The following is a 16,610-nucleotide window of genomic DNA, read 5'->3' on the forward strand; positions in this document are numbered from 1 at the left end:
AAAAGCCGCCCCAAAGGGCGGCTTTTGCAATTGGATTACCTGTCCGGCGTTACACCAGCGGGGCCTGACCCCAGATGTAGACGGCGAAGAACAGGAACAGCCAGACAACGTCCACGAAATGCCAGTACCAGGCTGCGGCCTCAAACCCGACATGTTTTTCAGGCGTGAAATCACCGCGCAGTGCCCGGATCAGACAAACAGTCAGGAAAATGGTACCGATCACGACGTGAAAGCCGTGAAAACCAGTGGCCATGAAAAAGTTCGAGTAGAACTGATCGCCGCCGAACTTCCAGCCATCATGGGCCAGCAACTCATAGTACTCATAGCCCTGCAAGAAGGTGAACGCTGCACCCAATGCGATCCCGATGGCCAGACCCTGCACCAATGCCTTGCGGTCATTGCCATGCACCAGCGCGTGGTGCGCCCAGGTGATCGCACAGCCCGACAGCAGCAGAACCAGCGTGTTGATCAGCGGCAGATGGAACGGGTCAACCGCATGGATGTCCGGCTGGATGTATTCGGTGCCCGCATAATCGTACATCGGGTACATGCGATGTTTGAAGAACGACCAGAACCAGGCAAAGAAGAACATTACCTCGGACATCACGAATAGAATGAAGCCATAGCGCAGGCCAATACGTACAACCGGCGTGTGATCCCCTGCGCGGCTTTCGGCCACAACCTCAGACCACCAGGCGAACATGGTGTAAAGAACGGCCACCAGACCGGCCCAGAACACAAACGGCGTTTTGTCGTGCATCCAAAGGACAGCCCCGAATAGCATCACAAAGCCACCGATCGCGCCGATCAGCGGCCAGGCCGACGGGGCCAGAATATGGTAGTCATGGTTTTTAGCGTGTGCCATCAGAGTCCCTCACCTAAAGGCGTTAGTTCGTTGTTGTATCAGCCTGCGTCTCCAGGGCGGCATAGCCCTCGGGCAGGTCAATTTCGTAAAATGTATACGACAGAGTGATCGTATGAACATACTTGGCTTCAAGATCTTCGACCATTTCCGGGTCTACGAAAAAGGTAACCGGCATCTCAACCCGTTCTCCGGGCTCCAGCACCTGCTCCTCAAAGCAGAAACAGGCGATTTTCTGAAAATACCCGCCAGCCGAATAGGGTGCCACGTTATAGGACGCCTGCCCCGCAATGGGACGATCGGTTGGATTGTACGCCTCGTAGAACGCCAACCCGGTTTCACCAATGCGCAGGTCCATCTCGCGCACGACGGGCTTGAACTCCCAGGCCATATCCTTGGCCTTCGAGGCGTCAAAGCGGACCGTTACAGTGCGATCCAACACACCTTCGGGGGCTTGTGCCGCCACGCCCGTTGTCCCGCCAAAACCGGTGACACGGCAGAACCAGTCATAAAACGGAACCGACGCCCAAGCGAGGCTGCCCATCAGGACAACCACACCCACCGTCTGCGCAACCGTTTTCTGAGGCCCCGTCAACGCCATCAGTTCTGCACCTCTTGCGTCGCCAAACTGAAATCAGTGCCCGAGACCTTGACGATCGTCAGGCCAAAGATGATCACGATGAAGGCCGCCAGCGCCAGACCCACGCCCAGATTGCGGCTGAACCGGCGTTGATGCAACTCGTGGCTTTTACGCAGGCTCATGACCAGCCTCCCAGCCCATAGGGTTTCAGAAGCGCCTCGGCCAGAATCGCGCCGAAATGCAGGAACAGGTACAGCAGCGACAGCTTGAAGAAACTGCGTTCCACCTTGAAGTTGTCGGCCTCGGCATCATCCTCGTTCCGGCGCGAGATCGCCCATGCGCCGCGCAGGAATAGGGCGTTCATCACCACCGCAACCATCAGATAGATCGGGCCGCCAATGCCCGAGAACGCGGTGCCAACGGCCAGCGTGGCCAGCAGCGCGGTGTAGATCAGAATGTGCCAGCGGGTCGCGCGGCGACCGTGGGTCACGGTCAGCATCGGCACACCCGCATCGTCGTAGTCCGAACGCATGAACAGCGCCAGCGCCCAGAAATGCGGCGGCGTCCACATGAAGGTCAGGGCAAACATCAGCCAGGGTTCCAGTGACATCGACCCAGTGGCGGCAACCCAGCCGATCACCGGCGGGAAAGCCCCGGCCGCACCGCCGATCACGATGTTCTGCGGCGTCAAACGTTTCAGCCACATCGTGTAGACGACGACATAGAAAAAGATGGTGAAGCCCAGAAAAGCACCTGCGAACCAGTTGGTCGCCAGACCCAGCATGATCACCGACAGGCCGGATAGCGCCAAGCCCAGCGCCAGCGCCTCGCCCTCCTGCACTTTGCCCGACGGGATCGGACGGCTTTTGGTGCGCTTCATCACGCGGTCGATATCCGCATCCCACCACATGTTCAGCGCGCCAGACGCACCGCCGCCGATGGCAATGAACAGAATGGCGCAGAAGCCCACAAACGGGTGCACGGGAACCGGCGCGGCCAGCAAACCGACCAAAGCCGTGAACACGACCAGAGACATCACGCGCGGCTTCAGCAGAGCGAAGAAATCGCCAAAGCTGGCCTCATCCGTATGTGCCTTGGCGGTCACTGTGCTGGCGTTGATGCTTGCGTCGCTCATTTCCGGTCCTTTTGGGGCAAAAACTGCGCGAACCTCGCGCAGCCTGCATCATGTATTACACAGGCCGCGGCCTGCGCAGGGTATCAGTTCGTTGCAACCTGATAGGGTGCCGGCTGACCTGCGTATTCTTCCAGTGCGCCTTGAAGCCACTGCTCATAGGCTTCTTCGCTGACGACCTTAACAGTAATCGGCATATAGGCGTGGTCCTTGCCGCAAAGCTCGGAACATTGACCGAAATAGATACCTTCTTTGTCAGCCTGGAACCACAGCTCGGCCAGACGACCGGGGACACCATCCTGTTTCACACCAAAGGAGGGGATGGTCCACGAATGGATCACGTCCGACGCTGTCACCTGCATGACGATGACCTTGCCAATCGGCACGACCACGGCAGTATCGGTGGCCAGCAGCCATTCATCTTCACTGTAGCCCGCATCGGTCAGCTTGGCGCGCATCGCGTCGTTCAGAACAAACGGGGTCACGTCTGCATCCGCAGGGCGCGCGCCCTCGTCCAGCGTTGCCGGATGTCCCAGCAGATAGCTATCGAAAGCAAAGTCGTGGTCGACATATTCGTATGTCCAGTACCACTGGTTGCCGACAACCTTGATGACCACGTCCCCTTCGGGGATTTCCTGCTGCTTGAACAGAACCGGAAGAGAGAATGCACCGATAAAGACCAGAACAAGGATTGGCCCCAGGGTCCATGCGATTTCCACCGGAGTATAATGCGAAAAGCGCGCCGGGTTCGGGTTAACACGCGCATTATAGCGCACGATGCAATAGATCAGCAGGCCTGCAACCAGCAAACAGATGACGGTGATGATCACCAGAATCATGTTATCCAGATCGCGAATCCCGTGGGCAAGGTTTGTGGCTGCGGGTTGGAACCCAATACCGCCATCAACCGGCTTGCCAATAATCTCAAGCTCCTGAGCCATGGCGGGAAGGCTGGAGAGGGCTGTCATCAAGCCCGAAAGCATCAAAGCATTCTTCATATTCTGTCCTGATCGTTTGATCTTTGCGTCCCTGGCGTAAAGGTGTGAATCGGTCACACCTCACCCGTTGTCTTTGGCCGCGTTAAAAACCATATTCCTGCGGGTAGATAAAGCAAAATGCTTGCGTCAAACAGACGCTATTTTTGATCTGGATCAAACTCGAAAGGTCCCATCCGATGCCCAACGACCCGTTTCGCCCGTTTGAAAGCGCCCTTCCGCAGGACGAAGCGCTTGCAATTTTGCACTCTGCCACCGCCGGGGCCGAGGACGGAGAGCTGTTTGTCGAGCGGCGAAAATCCGAATCCCTGGTTTTTGACGACGGGCGTTTGAAGACAGCGTCCTATGACGCCTCCGAGGGATTCGGCCTGCGCGCGGTACAGGGTGAGGTGGCTGGATATGCGCATTCTACCGACGTCTCGATCCCGGCGCTAAAGCGGGCGGCGGAAACGGCGCGCTTGGCTGTGGGCGATGGCGGCGGTACGCTGGCCGGCGCGCCACGCGCCACCAATACGCGGCTATATACGGACGAAGATCCCATCGAATCCGCCAGTTTTCCGGTTAAAATCGAAACTTTGCGTGAAATTGACGCCTTTGCCCGAGATATGGATTCACGTGTGGTGCAGGTCAGCGCCGCAATCGCCGCTGCGGTGCAAGAGATCGAAATCCTGCGCCCCGATGGGGTTCTGGTGCGCGATGTGCGCCCGATGACCCGCCTTAATATCTCGGTGATCGTCGAACAGAACGGCCGCCGCGAAAGCGGCTCGGCCGGGGGCGGCGGGCGCGTGGGTCTGGACGGGCTGATTGACCCGTCAGACTGGCAGGACAAGGCACGCGAGGCGCTGCGGGTCGCGTTGGTCAATCTGGACGCGGTCCCTGCCCCTGCAGGTGTGATGGAGGTTGCCCTGGGCCCCGGCTGGCCCGGTATCCTGCTGCACGAGGCCATCGGACACGGGCTTGAGGGAGACTTTAACCGCAAGGGCAGCTCGGCCTTTGCCGGGTTGATGGGGCAGCAGATTGCCTCCAAAGGTGTCACTGTCGTCGATGACGGCACCATCGCGGATCGGCGCGGTTCGATCACGGTGGATGACGAGGGCACGCCCAGCGCGCGCACGGTCCTGATCGAGGATGGTAAACTTACCGGATACATGCAGGACCGTCAGAACGCGCGTCTGATGGGGGTTTCCCCCACCGGCAACGGGCGGCGGCAGAGTTATGCGCACAAACCGATGCCCCGGATGACCAATACGGTCATGCTGGGTGGGGATTCCGATCCGGCCTCGCTTGTCGCGGATATCAAGGATGGTATCTGGGCCGTGGGGTTTGGCGGCGGTCAGGTGGATATCACAAACGGCAAGTTCGTGTTTTCCTGCACCGAGGCGTACCGGGTCGAAAACGGCAAGATCGGCGCGCCGGTCAAAGGGGCGACCCTGATTGGCGACGGGCCTTCTGCGCTTAATCGCATCCGTGGATTGGGCAATGACATGGCGTTGGACCCGGGCATGGGTACTTGCGGCAAGGATGGTCAATGGGTGCCGGTGGGTGTTGGTCAACCTACGGTTCTGATGGATGGGCTGACTATCGGCGGATCGGCAACCTGATACAGAATCGGTTGCGCACAAGGTTAACCCTGCGCCTTGGCAATCCGCGTTTTATGGCGTTCGTTTGAAGTCCTCGTTCAAGCGAACGCATATTTTTTGCATTTAATATCTTATATTTACGCAACATCCCCTGACAAATCAGGAAAATTATCCGAATAATTTGAAAGGATTCACAAGCTGTTAACCCCGGCAATCGTAAACCAGTTCTGCAATCAGGCGGAGCACCGGATGACCGAAGAGCAGCTTTCTTCCAATCACCCCACACTCCCACCCACCACGGAAGAGGACCGGTTTTCCTGGCTTCGTCTGTTGCGCTCACGCAAGGTTGGCCCGACGACGTTTCGTCGGCTGCTGCGGGAACATGGTTCAGCGCAGAACGCGCTGGCCGCGCTGCCTGAAATGGCGCGCGCTGCCGGAATCAAAGGGTATGAAATTTGCCCGTCCGGCGTGATTGAGGCGGAACTCAAGGCGGCCAAGGCCGCAAACGCGCAGCTTTTGTGCCTTGGGTCCGCTGATTTCCCCGATGCCTTGAATGATCTGTCCGATGCCCCGCCAATGCTGTGGGCCATTGGCGATCCCTCGATCCTTCATAAACCGACCATGGCGATGGTCGGGGCGCGCAATTGCTCGTCCCTGGGTGCGCGGATGGCACGCGGACTGGCGACAGACCTTGGAAAACAGGGATATGTCGTGGTGTCCGGGCTGGCGCGTGGCATCGACACCTCGGCGCATCTGGCGGCATTGGACACCGGCACCGTGGCCGTAATGGCCGGTGGCGTAGACGTGATCTATCCGGCTGAAAATACCGATCTGGCACGCGATATCGCCCATTCAGGACTGCGCCTGTCGGAACAGCCCATGGGCGTGACACCGCAAGCCCGCCACTTTCCGCGCCGCAACCGGATCATCTCGGGGCTGGCGCAGGCCGTTGTGGTGGTAGAGGCAGCCGCCAAGTCCGGCAGCCTGATTACTGCACGCGACGCTTTGGATCAGGGGCGCGAGGTTCTGGCGGTTCCCGGACATCCGTTCGATGCCCGCGCCGCCGGGTGCAACCTGCTGATCCGCGACGGGGCCACCCTGGTGCGGTCTGCCGAAGATGTGATCGAGGCGTTACCCCAGCAACAGGCCGATTTGTTCAAGGCACCCGCCCTGCCCGACGTGGCACCGCAACCGGCCCCCTCCAGCGCCGAACTACATCGCGAGATACTGGCCCGGCTTGGCCCTTCACCTATCGCCGAAGATCAGCTGATCCGCGATATCGCAGCCACGGCGGGTGAGATCGGCCCGGTGCTGGTTGATCTGGAACTGGACGGTCACATTCAGCGTCAACCTGGCGGCCTGCTGTCACTGACGGCTTAGCCCAAGCGCGCGCCACGTTCCAAAAAATTTCGCGCCTACCGCGCTGGAATCGCCGCCAATTTTCAGTTTCAAAAGGAACGCATTGACAATTCGCTCTTGCTCTACCCATTTTGCACGATCATAGAAGGCGCCAAATTCGTCGAGCGAGGTTTTCCCCTAAATGCCTGTAGTTGTTGTAGAATCCCCGGCCAAGGCCAAAACGATCAACAAATATCTCGGCCCCGACTACACGGTTCTGGCCTCATACGGCCATGTGCGGGACCTGCCGCCCAAGGACGGGTCGGTCGATACCGAAGACGAATTTGCCATGAAATGGGAGGTCGGCAACGACAGCCGCAAGCACGTCAAGGCCATCGCCGACGCGCTGAAAGAAGACAACGCCCTGATCCTGGCGACTGACCCCGACCGCGAGGGCGAGGCGATCAGCTGGCACCTGCAAGAGGCACTGACCAAGCGCCGCTCGATCAAGAAGGACACGCCGGTCAGCCGCGTGACCTTCAACGCCATCACCAAGGACGCGGTGACCGAGGCGATGCAGAACCCGCGTCAGGTCGACATGCCGCTGGTCGAGGCTTATCTGGCCCGCCGCGCGCTGGACTATCTGGTGGGCTTCAACCTGTCTCCGGTATTGTGGCGCAAGCTGCCCGGCGCAAAATCCGCGGGCCGTGTGCAATCGGTCTGCCTGCGCCTGATCGTCGAGCGCGAGATGGAGATCGAGGCGTTCAAACCGGTTGAATACTGGTCGGTTCGCGCGCTGTTCGAAACCCCGCGCGGCCAGACCTTTGAGGCGCGGCTTGTCACGCTGGCCGGGAAGAAGCTGGACAAGCACGATCTGTCCAACGCAACGCAGGCGGAACTGGCGGTTCAGGCGATCACCAGCCGCGCGCTGAGCGTGACCTCGGTCGAGGCAAAGCCTGCCGCGCGCAATCCCAGCGCCCCGTTCATGACCTCGACCCTGCAGCAGGAAGCCAGCCGCAAGTTCGGCATGGGTGCCCGCCACGCGATGCAGGTGGCCCAGCGGCTGTATGAGGCCGGGTACATCACCTATATGCGGACCGACGGTATCGACATGGCACCCGAGGCCGTGACCGCCACGCGCGACACCATCGCCGACCGTTATGGCAAGGAATACGTGCCGGATTCCCCGCGCATCTATAAGAACAAAGCGAAGAACGCGCAGGAAGCGCACGAATGTATTCGCCCGACGGATATGGCGCGCGACGCCAAAGCGCTGAAGGTCACCGACGAGGATCAGCGCAAGCTGTATGACCTGATCTGGAAACGCACGATTGCCTGTCAGATGGCGGCGGCGCGGCTGGAACGCACGACGGTCGAGATCGGCAGCGAGGACGGTCAGGTCGGCCTGCGCGCCACCGGTCAGGTGGTGATGTTCGATGGATTCATGCGCGTTTACGAGGAAGGCCGCGATGATGTGGCCGACGAGGACGACAAGCGCCTGCCCCAGATCATGCAGGGCGATCCGGCGCGTTTTGCCAAGACCTCGCTGCGCGATCAGTTCACCAAAGCAACTAGCGATACCACTGAAAGGGCCGCGAAACAGGCGATTCTGTCGGACAACGAATCCGTTCTGGCGCTGCAGCATCACACCCAACCGCCGCCCCGCTATACCGAAGCCACTTTGGTCAAGCGGATGGAGGAATTGGGGATCGGACGCCCGTCCACCTATGCCTCGATCGTGACCACGATTCAGGACCGCGAATATGTGCGCAAGGACAAGAACCGGCTGATCCCCGAGGAAAAGGGCCGGATCGTCACGATCTTTTTGCTGAACTTCTTCCGGCAGTATGTGGGCTATGAGTTCACCGCCAATCTGGAAGGCGAGCTGGACGATGTCAGCGCCGGTGAGCGCGATTATAAGGACCTGCTGGGCAAATTCTGGCGCGATTTCTCGGCCGCAATTGGTGAGACGTCCGAGCTGCGGATTTCCGAAGTACTCGACAAGCTGGACGAGGCGCTTGCGCCGCAGCTGTACCCCCCGCGCGAAGATGGGACCGATCCCCGTGTCTGTCCGAAATGCGGTATGGGGCAGTTGCATCTGAAAACCTCGCGCACCGGCGGGTTTGTGGGTTGCGGCAACTATCCCGAATGCACCTATACTCGCCCCATCGCGGGCGAAGGGGCCGAAGGCGAAGAACGGCTGCTGGGCGAGGATGCCGGCGACGACATCTGGCTGAAATCCGGCCGCTTTGGTCCTTACGTTCAGCGTGGCGAACCAACGCCCGAGAACAAGAAACCGCCGCGCGCCTCATTGCCGCGCGGGTGGAGCAAGGATGACATGGATCTGGAAAAGGCGCTGACCCTGCTCAGCCTGCCGCGCCAGATCGGTGAACACCCCGAAGGGGGCATGATCACCTCGAACTTCGGTCGTTTTGGTCCTTATCTGATGCATCAGTTGGCGGATGAGGCCAAGCCGGTCTACGCCAACCTCAAAGACCCCAACGATGTGTTCGAGATCGGCATGAACCGTGCCGTCGAACTGCTGGCTGAAAAGCGCGCCAATCCGGGGCGCGGACGGCGGGCCGCGGCGAAAGCCCTTAAAGAGCTGGGCGAACATCCCGATGGCGGCGCGATGCAGGTGCTGGACGGGCGCTATGGGCCGTATGTGAAGTGGGAAAAGGTCAACGCGACCATCCCCAAGGACATCAAGCCCGAGGACGTGACACAGGAAATGGCCATCGAACTGGTCAATGAGCGCGCGGCCAAGAAGGGCACCAAAAAGAAGGCAGCCCCCAAGAAAGCGGCAGCCAAGAAAACCAAAAAGGCCGCCAGCAAAACCTGATCTTGTCTTTGGTAAATTTCTGTCGCGGAGCTGTGACCGAATAGGATCGGCGCTTCGGTTGTTTCCTTGCCAACGCCGCACAATGTTGCGTTGGCGAGGAAAGGAAACAAAGACATGTTCAGAATAGCCGCTCTTACCGTGGCCATGGGGTTTGCCAGTGTGACATCCGGACAGGCCGGGCATCATGCAAAATCCGCAAGCGCCGAAATCATCAACGCGCAGGGCGCTGTCATTGGTGAGGCCACCGTAAAACAGGGACCCAACGGCGTATTGCTGCATGTCCGTGTGACCGATCTGCCACCGGGCAAACATGGGTTGCACCTGCACAGCCATGGGGTCTGCGAACCCGGCGAAGGGTTCAAGACCGCCAAGGGCCATGTCGGCAAGGTCGAAGGCGCGCACGGGCTGATGAACCCCGAAGGCCCGGAACCCGGCGACATCCCGAACATCTATGTCGGTGCCGACGGTATCGGTGAGATGGAGGCCTTTACCACGCTGGTCACGCTGGAAGGTGGCGACAACGCGTTGCTGGATGCGGATGGGTCGACCTTCATCATTCACGAAAAGGCTGACGACCACATCAGCCAGCCCATCGGCGGTGCCGGTGGCCGCATCGCCTGCGGGATTCTGAAGGCGGGATAAACGCGTATCCGGCGGACCTACCGTAGAAATACGCGGGCTTGCCGGTTTCATTGACTTCCCCGTGACGTGGCGGCACAACCTGCCTATCACCATGTCATTGGGGGAGTTTTCCATGAAGAAAGTCTATGCCAATGCCGCCGAGGCGCTTGATGGGCTGTTGCATGACGACATGTTCATCGCCGCAGGCGGTTTCGGCCTGTGCGGCATCCCGGAACTGCTGCTTGAGGCGATCAAGGACGCCGGGACGAAAAACCTGACCTTTGCGTCCAACAATGCAGGCGTCGACGATTTCGGTATCGGCATCCTGCTGCAGACCAAGCAGGTCAAGAAAATGATCAGCTCATACGTCGGCGAAAACGCCGAATTCATGCGCCAATATCTGAGCGGCGAGCTTGAGCTGGAATTCAACCCGCAAGGCACGCTGGCCGAACGGATGCGCGCCGGTGGCGCAGGTATCCCCGGTTTCTATACCAAGACCGGTGTGGGCACCGTCATTGCCGAGGGCAAAGAGCACAAGGATTTCAACGGCGAAACCTACATCATGGAGGAAGGCATCTTTGCCGACCTCGCCATCGTCAAAGCCTGGAAGGCGGACGACACCGGCAATCTGGTGTTCCGCAAGACCGCCCGCAACTTCAACGTGCCCGCCGCAACCTGCGGCAAGATCTGCGTGGCCGAGGTCGAGGAAATCGTACCACGTGGTTCGCTGGACCCCGATACGATCCACCTGCCCGGCATCTACGTGAATCGCATTGTTCAAGGCAGCCATGAAAAGCGCATCGAACAGCGCACCACCCGCAAGAAGGAGGACGCATAATGCCCTGGGACCGCAATCAGATGGCCGCCCGCGCGGCGGATGAGCTGGAAGACGGCATGTATGTGAACCTCGGCATCGGGATTCCGACGCTGGTGGCGAACTATGTGGGCGATAAGGACATCACCCTGCAATCTGAAAACGGCATGCTGGGCATGGGCCCCTTCCCGTTCGAGGGCGAGGAAGACCCCGACCTGATCAATGCCGGAAAGCAGACGATCACCGAATTGTCCCGCACTGCCTATTTCGACAGCGCCACGTCCTTTGCCATGATCCGGGGCGGTAAGATTGCTGCAGCTATCCTGGGCGCGATGGAGGTCGACGAAGAGGGCGATCTGGCCAATTGGATGATTCCCGGCGTTCTGGTCAAGGGTATGGGCGGCGCCATGGACCTTGTGGCCGGTGTGGGCCGTGTCATCGTGGTGATGGATCACACCAACAAGCATGGGAAATCCAAGCTGTTGAAGAAATGCACCCTGCCCCTGACCGGCAAGAAGGTGGTCAGCCGCATCATCACCAATCTTGGCGTTCTCGACGTGGTCGAAGGCGGCCTGAAGATCATCGAAATCGCCGAAGGCGTGACCGAGGATGAGATTCGTGCCGCGACCGAAGCAAACATCGTCAACTAAGAGACACCAATGAAAAGGCCCGCCGGTGCAGGCGGGCCTTTTTCAGTTCGCGATCTGAAACACGCATCCGTCCGAGATCAGCTCGGGCGGCGTCGCGCATAAGGCCCGCGCGATCTGAAAGGCCGCAAGGACTTTGGGCACGTAATCTCGGGTTTCCGAGTATGGCGGCACACCGTCATGTTTACGCACTGACCCCTCACCCGCATTGTATCCTGCCAACACAAGGATGGGATCATTGTCAAACTCCCCCATCAACCAGTTCAGATACTTTACCCCGCCCGAGATATTCTGAGCCGGGTGCAGGCTGTTCTGAACGCCAAAGCGTTTCGCAGTCGCGGGCATCAATTGCATCAACCCCTGCGCACCAGCCGAACTGACCGCGTTCTCACGTCCGGCTGATTCCACGGATATCACCGCAAGAACCAGCGCGGGCGAGACATTAGTCCCCACGGTCGAGCGCAAAATTTCAATCCCTTGCTGCTCAGCTATGTTCTGAAGTGTCTGTAATCGCGGTGAAGCGACGTTGACTGCGGCAAGCGCGTTGATTGCATCGTCCAGCCGCCCTGGCCCGGCCTGCGCCAGTTCTGGCGATATCTTTTCCCAGAACGCCTTGTACGGTCCGACCGGTTTCTTGGCTGCGCCGGTGCCCGGCACGTTGGGCGGGACAACTTTTGTACGCGCAATGATTTCCGGCACCACGATCTTGGTGCCGGTGCTCGGTGCAAACGGTGCCGAGGCGTGTTCCTCAGGAGATATCTGAACGTTCACACGACGCCGCGCGCCAGGCTTGGGCGCCTTTACCCTTTTGTACACGCCTCTTGGCTCGATCTCGTTTGCTACGGCAGGCAAAGGACCCGACGTCACCAACGCCAATACGGCGGCGCAAGTCATTGCGTCCCGAAGTTTCATTTTGCCTGCCTCATGCATTTATTGCTTTTGGGGGATTTGAACCAAGAATCCTGCCTAAGGCCAGAAAAACAGAGCGAAATGGGGCAATTTCGCCGCATTTGCCGCAATTTTGCATCGGCTGCGCGAGACAGAAACACAGTTAACTACTTTTTTATCGTTATTTTTCAATCATTTACCTAACTTCCTACCAAAAAGTTAAGTCGCAAAAGAAAAAATCGGAGTTTGGCCCAATTCCTGCCACGCCTGACAGGCAATTATAGACCCATACCAGGACAGTCAGGAGCGGACTGAGAGACGAAGCTCTGGAAGACGCCTAGGTTTAATTGACTTATTTGATCCTTTAGGAGGGACGTAACATGATCAAGTTCATCAAGAACTTCTGCAAAGACGAAGACGGCGCCGTAACTGTAGACTGGGTCGTTCTGACCGCAGCCATCGTCGGCCTGGCCGCTGTTGCATACACTCAGGTTGGTGAAGGTACCAACCAGTTGGCAAACGACGTTGAAACCGCCCTGACTGGCGCAACCGTTGCTACTCCGACAACTGCTATCACGGCAGCTCAGTAACACTTAGTTGCAGAGACTTAGTGAGAGAGCCACGCTCATTGAGAGGTGGCTCTTTCTTTTTACCAACTTGAAAAGTTGTGTTCTCGTAATGAAAATACTGGCGAATTTCGTAATACTTGAAGACGGCGCCATTACGGTCGACTGGGTCGCATTGACAGCAGGATTGGTTGGATTTGGAGCCATTGTTTTCCTGAATTTCTCGGGACCGATTCAGCATCTTGATGAAGAATCCGGCGACGCTCTATCAGCTATGGAAGTTCAATCAATGGCCCTCGACTTCCAAGCAAAGTGATATGGGTGGCTGGTCAGCTGTCTTGAAAAGCACAGGCAGCTAAAAATTTTCAAATCGCCCTCCCTTTTCGACACAATTTAATAATAGTACAGGGAGCAACTCAGATCGTATTAAATACTACGAGAAAACCGAACTACAGCTATACGAGGGGACACGAATGCGTGCATTATTTGGACTTGTCCTGATTATTGGTGTCGCTCTGGCCGGTGGCGCCGTCTATTTGGCGCAGGACTATATCAAGCAAACTCAGGCACAACTCGCGCTGGAAAAGCAGGCCGCACAAGACGCGCTCGCAAACATGAAGACGATTCCGACTGTGGAAGTACTGGTCATAAACCGGGGTCTGAAATACGGAGAGCGCCTGACTACTGAAGATGTCCGAATCGTGAACTGGCCCGAAGATGCGATCCCAGAAGGCACATTTCACGACATGGCCGTATTGTTCCCTGAAGGGGCCAAGGGTGATCGCTATGCGCTGAGGGCGATGGAAAAGGACGAAGCGCTCCTGGCCGTAAAAGTCACCGAGCCCGGTAAGTCTGCTGGATTGACCTCGCGGATCGAAAAAGGCAAACGCGCATTCGCCATCAGTGTCGACGTTGCCTCGGGTGTTTCGGGTTTTCTGCGTCCTAATGACAAGGTCGACGTCTACTGGACAGGCGCACATGGAGCAGGGCTGGATGGAGGTAGACGCGAAATCACCCGCCTGATTCAAACCAATATTGAACTGATTGCAGTGGACCAAACCGCAGGATCGGATTTGACCGGCACAACGATCGCTCGCACCGTAACAGTTGCTGCGACCCCAGAACAAATCGCGGCTCTGGCCCAGGCCCAGAACACCGGGCGCCTGTCACTGGCGCTGGTTGGGGTACAAGACGACACCGTCGCCAGTGCCATCGAAGTGGATCAGAGAAAGCTACTGGGAATCGAAGAGGCCGCCCCTGCTCCCGTTAAGGCCCAAGAAGAGGTTTGCACAGTAAACACGCGGCGTGGCGCAGAGATCGTCAAAACCGTCATTCCCTGCACAAACTGACGTCAAATCAGAGATTTACGGACACAAGCCGCGCCAATAGCGCGGCTTGTGTCGTTATGTATGTTGCGCATTGTCCACATAAGGAAGTTTCCAGAAACCATTGATTATTGCAATAAATTCCCAATTCGCGCAGTGTCATTTGACATAAGGCATTAGACCTAAAACGAGGCGTGATCGGAGAGGCAGGTCACATGACAGTACGTTCTTGGATCAGCGCAACCCTTTTGGGGTTAGCGCTTGTAATTAGTCCGGTTGGCGATGCCGCCTGGGCTGAAACTTTACGCGTGATACAGAATGGCACGGCGGAAACGCTTGATGTCCCGATGAACCGCGCAATTGTGGTAGAAAGTGAAGAGCCGTTTGCAGAGCTCAGCATTGCTAATGCTGGTATCGCTGACATTTCGTCGCTTTCAGACCGCACAATCTATGTGTTGGGTAAGGCACCGGGCCTGACAACGCTGACCCTGTTTGACGGAGCGGGCAACCTGCTTGCAAACGTTCGGGTTCGCGTTTCCCCGGACGTTTCTGAATTTAAGGAGCGGCTAAGGCAGATTCTGCCGACCGAAGCCATCGAAGTGCGCACTGCCAATGACGGTATCGTTCTTTCGGGCACGGTTTCCAGCGCGGCAAAACTGGCGCGTGCTTTAGAGCTCGCCGAGCGTTATGCGCCCGAGCGTGTCTCGAATCTGATGTCGGTTGGCGGCGTACAGCAAGTGATGCTGAAAGTCCGTTTTGCGGAAATGAATCGTACGGTCGCCAAGAGTCTGACTGCATCGCTGGGCTTTGGTGGCAGTGATGTAACCGGCGGTTTTAACACTCTGAACAACGCTGGTGCTTTGGCGAATGCGCTGAACAACAATATCCCCGCGGTTCAGACCAACACAGGCGCAATCCTGTTTGGCTTTGGCGCGGGCTCCACGCAGGTACGCTTGCTGCTGGAAGCACTTGAAAGCAAAGGACTTGCCCGCAGTCTGGCGGAACCCAATCTGTCTGCCCTATCGGGTCAGGAAGCAGAATTCCTGGCAGGTGGCCAGGTTCCGATTCCGGTTCCTGCGGACGACGGCAACATTGCAATTGAATATCGGAACTTTGGTGTACAGGTTTTCTTTACCCCCCGTGTGGTGGATGGTGATTTGATTAACCTCGAGTTGGGAACATCGGTCTCAACCATTGACCCGAACTCCAACTTCTCAATTGCTGGCAACAATGTGCCGACGTTCATCACGCGTCAGACGAAGACAACGATTGAATTGCGGGACGGAGAGAGCTTTGCGATTGCAGGCTTGATTCAGGACAACTTCACGGACCTGAATAACCAAATCCCATGGATCGGCGACGTTCCCGTGCTGGGTGCTTTGTTCCGCAGCGCCGAATATCAGCGCCAGCAAACTGAACTGGTCGTCATCATCACCGCACATCTGGTTTCGCCCACGCGTGGTGAAGCTCTGGCCCTGCCGACGGATCGAGTTAAACCGCCCAGCGAATTTGACTTGTTTGTGAACGGCAAGACAGTTCGTACTGAACGTTTGGGTGCCGGTGGCGCGTCCGAAGTCGCCAAACAAGACTTTGGCAGCTCGTACGGCTACATCCTGGAATGAATGGGAGGATAGGACCAATGCAGAAGTGGATCATCACACTGGGTCTTTCGGTCGCTGTCGCCGCATGTACGCGTGAGGCCGGGTACGAAGCTGACACAGGCACCTTCGGGAACGCAACCCTGAACAACATCCAGGTCATGAATGGTGAATTGACCTATGCCCAGATACTGGGGCAGCGGTTCGCGGCAGAAGTGCCGACGCAGATCAACTTTGCCTTCGACAGCGCAAAGCTGGACGCTACGGCACAGAACATTCTGTTGCGTCAGGCGGTCTGGATCAAACAGTTCCCCGAAGCGCGATTCCGCGTTTTCGGCCATACGGATGCTGTCGGTTCTCAAAGCTATAACCAAGCACTTGGCCAACGGCGCGCCAATGCCGCCGTTGCGTTTTTGACCCAGCAGGGGATCTCGCGGTCGCGGTTGGAAGCGGTTGTTTCCTTCGGCAAAACGCGGCCGTTGATCGACACCGCGACCCGAGATCGACGCAATCGCCGCACCGTGACCGAAGTGTCCGGCTTTGTGGATCGCAATCCGCTGGTGCTGGATGGCAAATACGCCCAGATCATCTACCGTGAATACGTCGAGAGCGCTACGAGAGAAAGCTACATTCAGCGTGAAGATAGTCCCTCTGGTGAAGAATAATCCCTAAGAAATGGGCGGCATCGTCGCCCATTTCCCTACAATTGGTTCTTTTGCGTCAAAATCTTGCCTAAGTTCCAAGCCACATTTTCAACAATTGGGTGACCCGCGGGTAATATTAGCCGCAACAGGGCAACAACAAGCCAGATCGAACTTTCGG

Annotated in this window: 17 protein-coding genes; 11 read left to right on the plus strand and 6 right to left on the minus strand. The window is 57.8% G+C overall.

Going from position 1 to position 16,610, the window contains the following annotated elements; all coding sequences use genetic code 11:
- Positions 1-49: 49 nt before the first annotated feature.
- From JT51_RS08455 to coxB, 5 genes are all read right to left on the minus strand, one after another.
- Positions 50-865, minus strand: a complete 816-nt coding sequence (locus tag JT51_RS08455) for a cytochrome c oxidase subunit 3 (RefSeq protein ID WP_037310678.1) — start codon at positions 863-865, stop codon at positions 50-52.
- A gap of 22 nt (positions 866-887) precedes the next feature.
- A complete protein-coding gene (locus tag JT51_RS08460; protein WP_037310680.1) occupies positions 888-1,463 on the minus strand; it encodes a cytochrome c oxidase assembly protein in 576 nt (191 codons plus the stop codon).
- Positions 1,463-1,624: a hypothetical protein gene (locus JT51_RS22095; RefSeq protein ID WP_200876076.1), complete on the minus strand. Its 162-nt coding sequence runs from the start codon at positions 1,622-1,624 to the stop codon at positions 1,463-1,465. The genes JT51_RS08460 and JT51_RS22095 overlap by 1 nt, the downstream gene beginning before the upstream one ends.
- Positions 1,621-2,577, minus strand: a complete 957-nt coding sequence (cyoE, locus tag JT51_RS08465) for a heme o synthase (RefSeq protein WP_037310682.1) — start codon at positions 2,575-2,577, stop codon at positions 1,621-1,623. Before cyoE ends, JT51_RS22095 begins: the two co-directional genes overlap by 4 nt.
- 83 nt (positions 2,578-2,660) lie before the next feature.
- Positions 2,661-3,572 (minus strand): cytochrome c oxidase subunit II, encoded by a 912-nt coding sequence (gene coxB, locus JT51_RS08470; protein WP_037310684.1) that lies wholly within the window; start codon positions 3,570-3,572, stop codon positions 2,661-2,663.
- A 176-nt stretch (positions 3,573-3,748) separates the two neighbouring features.
- On the opposite strand from coxB, the gene tldD reads away from it, so the two are divergent.
- From tldD to JT51_RS08500, 6 genes are all read left to right on the plus strand, one after another.
- Positions 3,749-5,170 (plus strand): metalloprotease TldD, encoded by a 1,422-nt coding sequence (gene tldD / locus JT51_RS08475; protein ID WP_037310686.1) that lies wholly within the window; start codon positions 3,749-3,751, stop codon positions 5,168-5,170.
- Positions 5,171-5,398: 228 nt separating this feature from the next.
- A complete protein-coding gene (gene dprA / locus JT51_RS08480) occupies positions 5,399-6,529 on the plus strand; it encodes a DNA-processing protein DprA (RefSeq protein ID WP_037310688.1) in 1,131 nt (376 codons plus the stop codon).
- Between the two features lie 160 nt (positions 6,530-6,689).
- Complete coding sequence (gene topA, locus JT51_RS08485) at positions 6,690-9,329, plus strand: type I DNA topoisomerase (RefSeq protein WP_037310690.1); 2,640 nt, start codon at positions 6,690-6,692, stop codon at positions 9,327-9,329.
- A gap of 114 nt (positions 9,330-9,443) precedes the next feature.
- Positions 9,444-9,971 (plus strand): superoxide dismutase family protein, encoded by a 528-nt coding sequence (locus JT51_RS08490; protein WP_037310692.1) that lies wholly within the window; start codon positions 9,444-9,446, stop codon positions 9,969-9,971.
- 112 nt (positions 9,972-10,083) lie between these two features.
- Complete coding sequence (locus JT51_RS08495; protein WP_037311961.1) at positions 10,084-10,788, plus strand: CoA transferase subunit A; 705 nt, start codon at positions 10,084-10,086, stop codon at positions 10,786-10,788.
- Positions 10,788-11,414 (plus strand): 3-oxoacid CoA-transferase subunit B, encoded by a 627-nt coding sequence (locus JT51_RS08500; protein ID WP_037310694.1) that lies wholly within the window; start codon positions 10,788-10,790, stop codon positions 11,412-11,414. The genes JT51_RS08495 and JT51_RS08500 overlap by 1 nt, the downstream gene beginning before the upstream one ends.
- Before the next feature lie 42 nt (positions 11,415-11,456).
- Here the strand turns inward: JT51_RS08500 and JT51_RS08505 are convergent, their stop codons facing one another.
- Positions 11,457-12,323 carry a lytic transglycosylase domain-containing protein gene (locus tag JT51_RS08505; protein WP_200876077.1) on the minus strand — a complete coding sequence of 289 codons (867 nt, stop codon included), beginning with the start codon at positions 12,321-12,323 and terminating at the stop codon, positions 11,457-11,459.
- Between the two features lie 356 nt (positions 12,324-12,679).
- Between JT51_RS08505 and JT51_RS08510 the strand changes: the two genes are divergently transcribed.
- The 5 genes from JT51_RS08510 (at position 12,680) to JT51_RS08530 (ending at position 16,453) form a co-directional block, all read left to right on the plus strand.
- Positions 12,680-12,889 carry a Flp family type IVb pilin gene (locus JT51_RS08510; RefSeq protein ID WP_037310695.1) on the plus strand — a complete coding sequence of 70 codons (210 nt, stop codon included), beginning with the start codon at positions 12,680-12,682 and terminating at the stop codon, positions 12,887-12,889.
- Positions 12,890-12,977: 88 nt separating this feature from the next.
- Positions 12,978-13,181 carry a hypothetical protein gene (locus JT51_RS08515; protein ID WP_037310696.1) on the plus strand — a complete coding sequence of 68 codons (204 nt, stop codon included), beginning with the start codon at positions 12,978-12,980 and terminating at the stop codon, positions 13,179-13,181.
- Between the two features lie 157 nt (positions 13,182-13,338).
- A complete protein-coding gene (gene cpaB / locus JT51_RS08520; protein WP_037310697.1) occupies positions 13,339-14,214 on the plus strand; it encodes a Flp pilus assembly protein CpaB in 876 nt (291 codons plus the stop codon).
- 191 nt (positions 14,215-14,405) lie between these two features.
- Complete coding sequence (locus tag JT51_RS08525) at positions 14,406-15,812, plus strand: type II and III secretion system protein family protein (RefSeq protein WP_037310698.1); 1,407 nt, start codon at positions 14,406-14,408, stop codon at positions 15,810-15,812.
- 17 nt (positions 15,813-15,829) lie between these two features.
- On the plus strand, positions 15,830-16,453 hold the full coding sequence (locus JT51_RS08530; RefSeq protein WP_037310699.1) for an OmpA family protein: 624 nt from the start codon (positions 15,830-15,832) through the stop codon (positions 16,451-16,453).
- Positions 16,454-16,610: the final 157 nt, after the last annotated feature.

The organism is Ruegeria halocynthiae (assembly GCF_000743705.1).
GTDB classification, from domain to species: Bacteria; Pseudomonadota; Alphaproteobacteria; order Rhodobacterales; family Rhodobacteraceae; genus Ruegeria; species Ruegeria halocynthiae_B.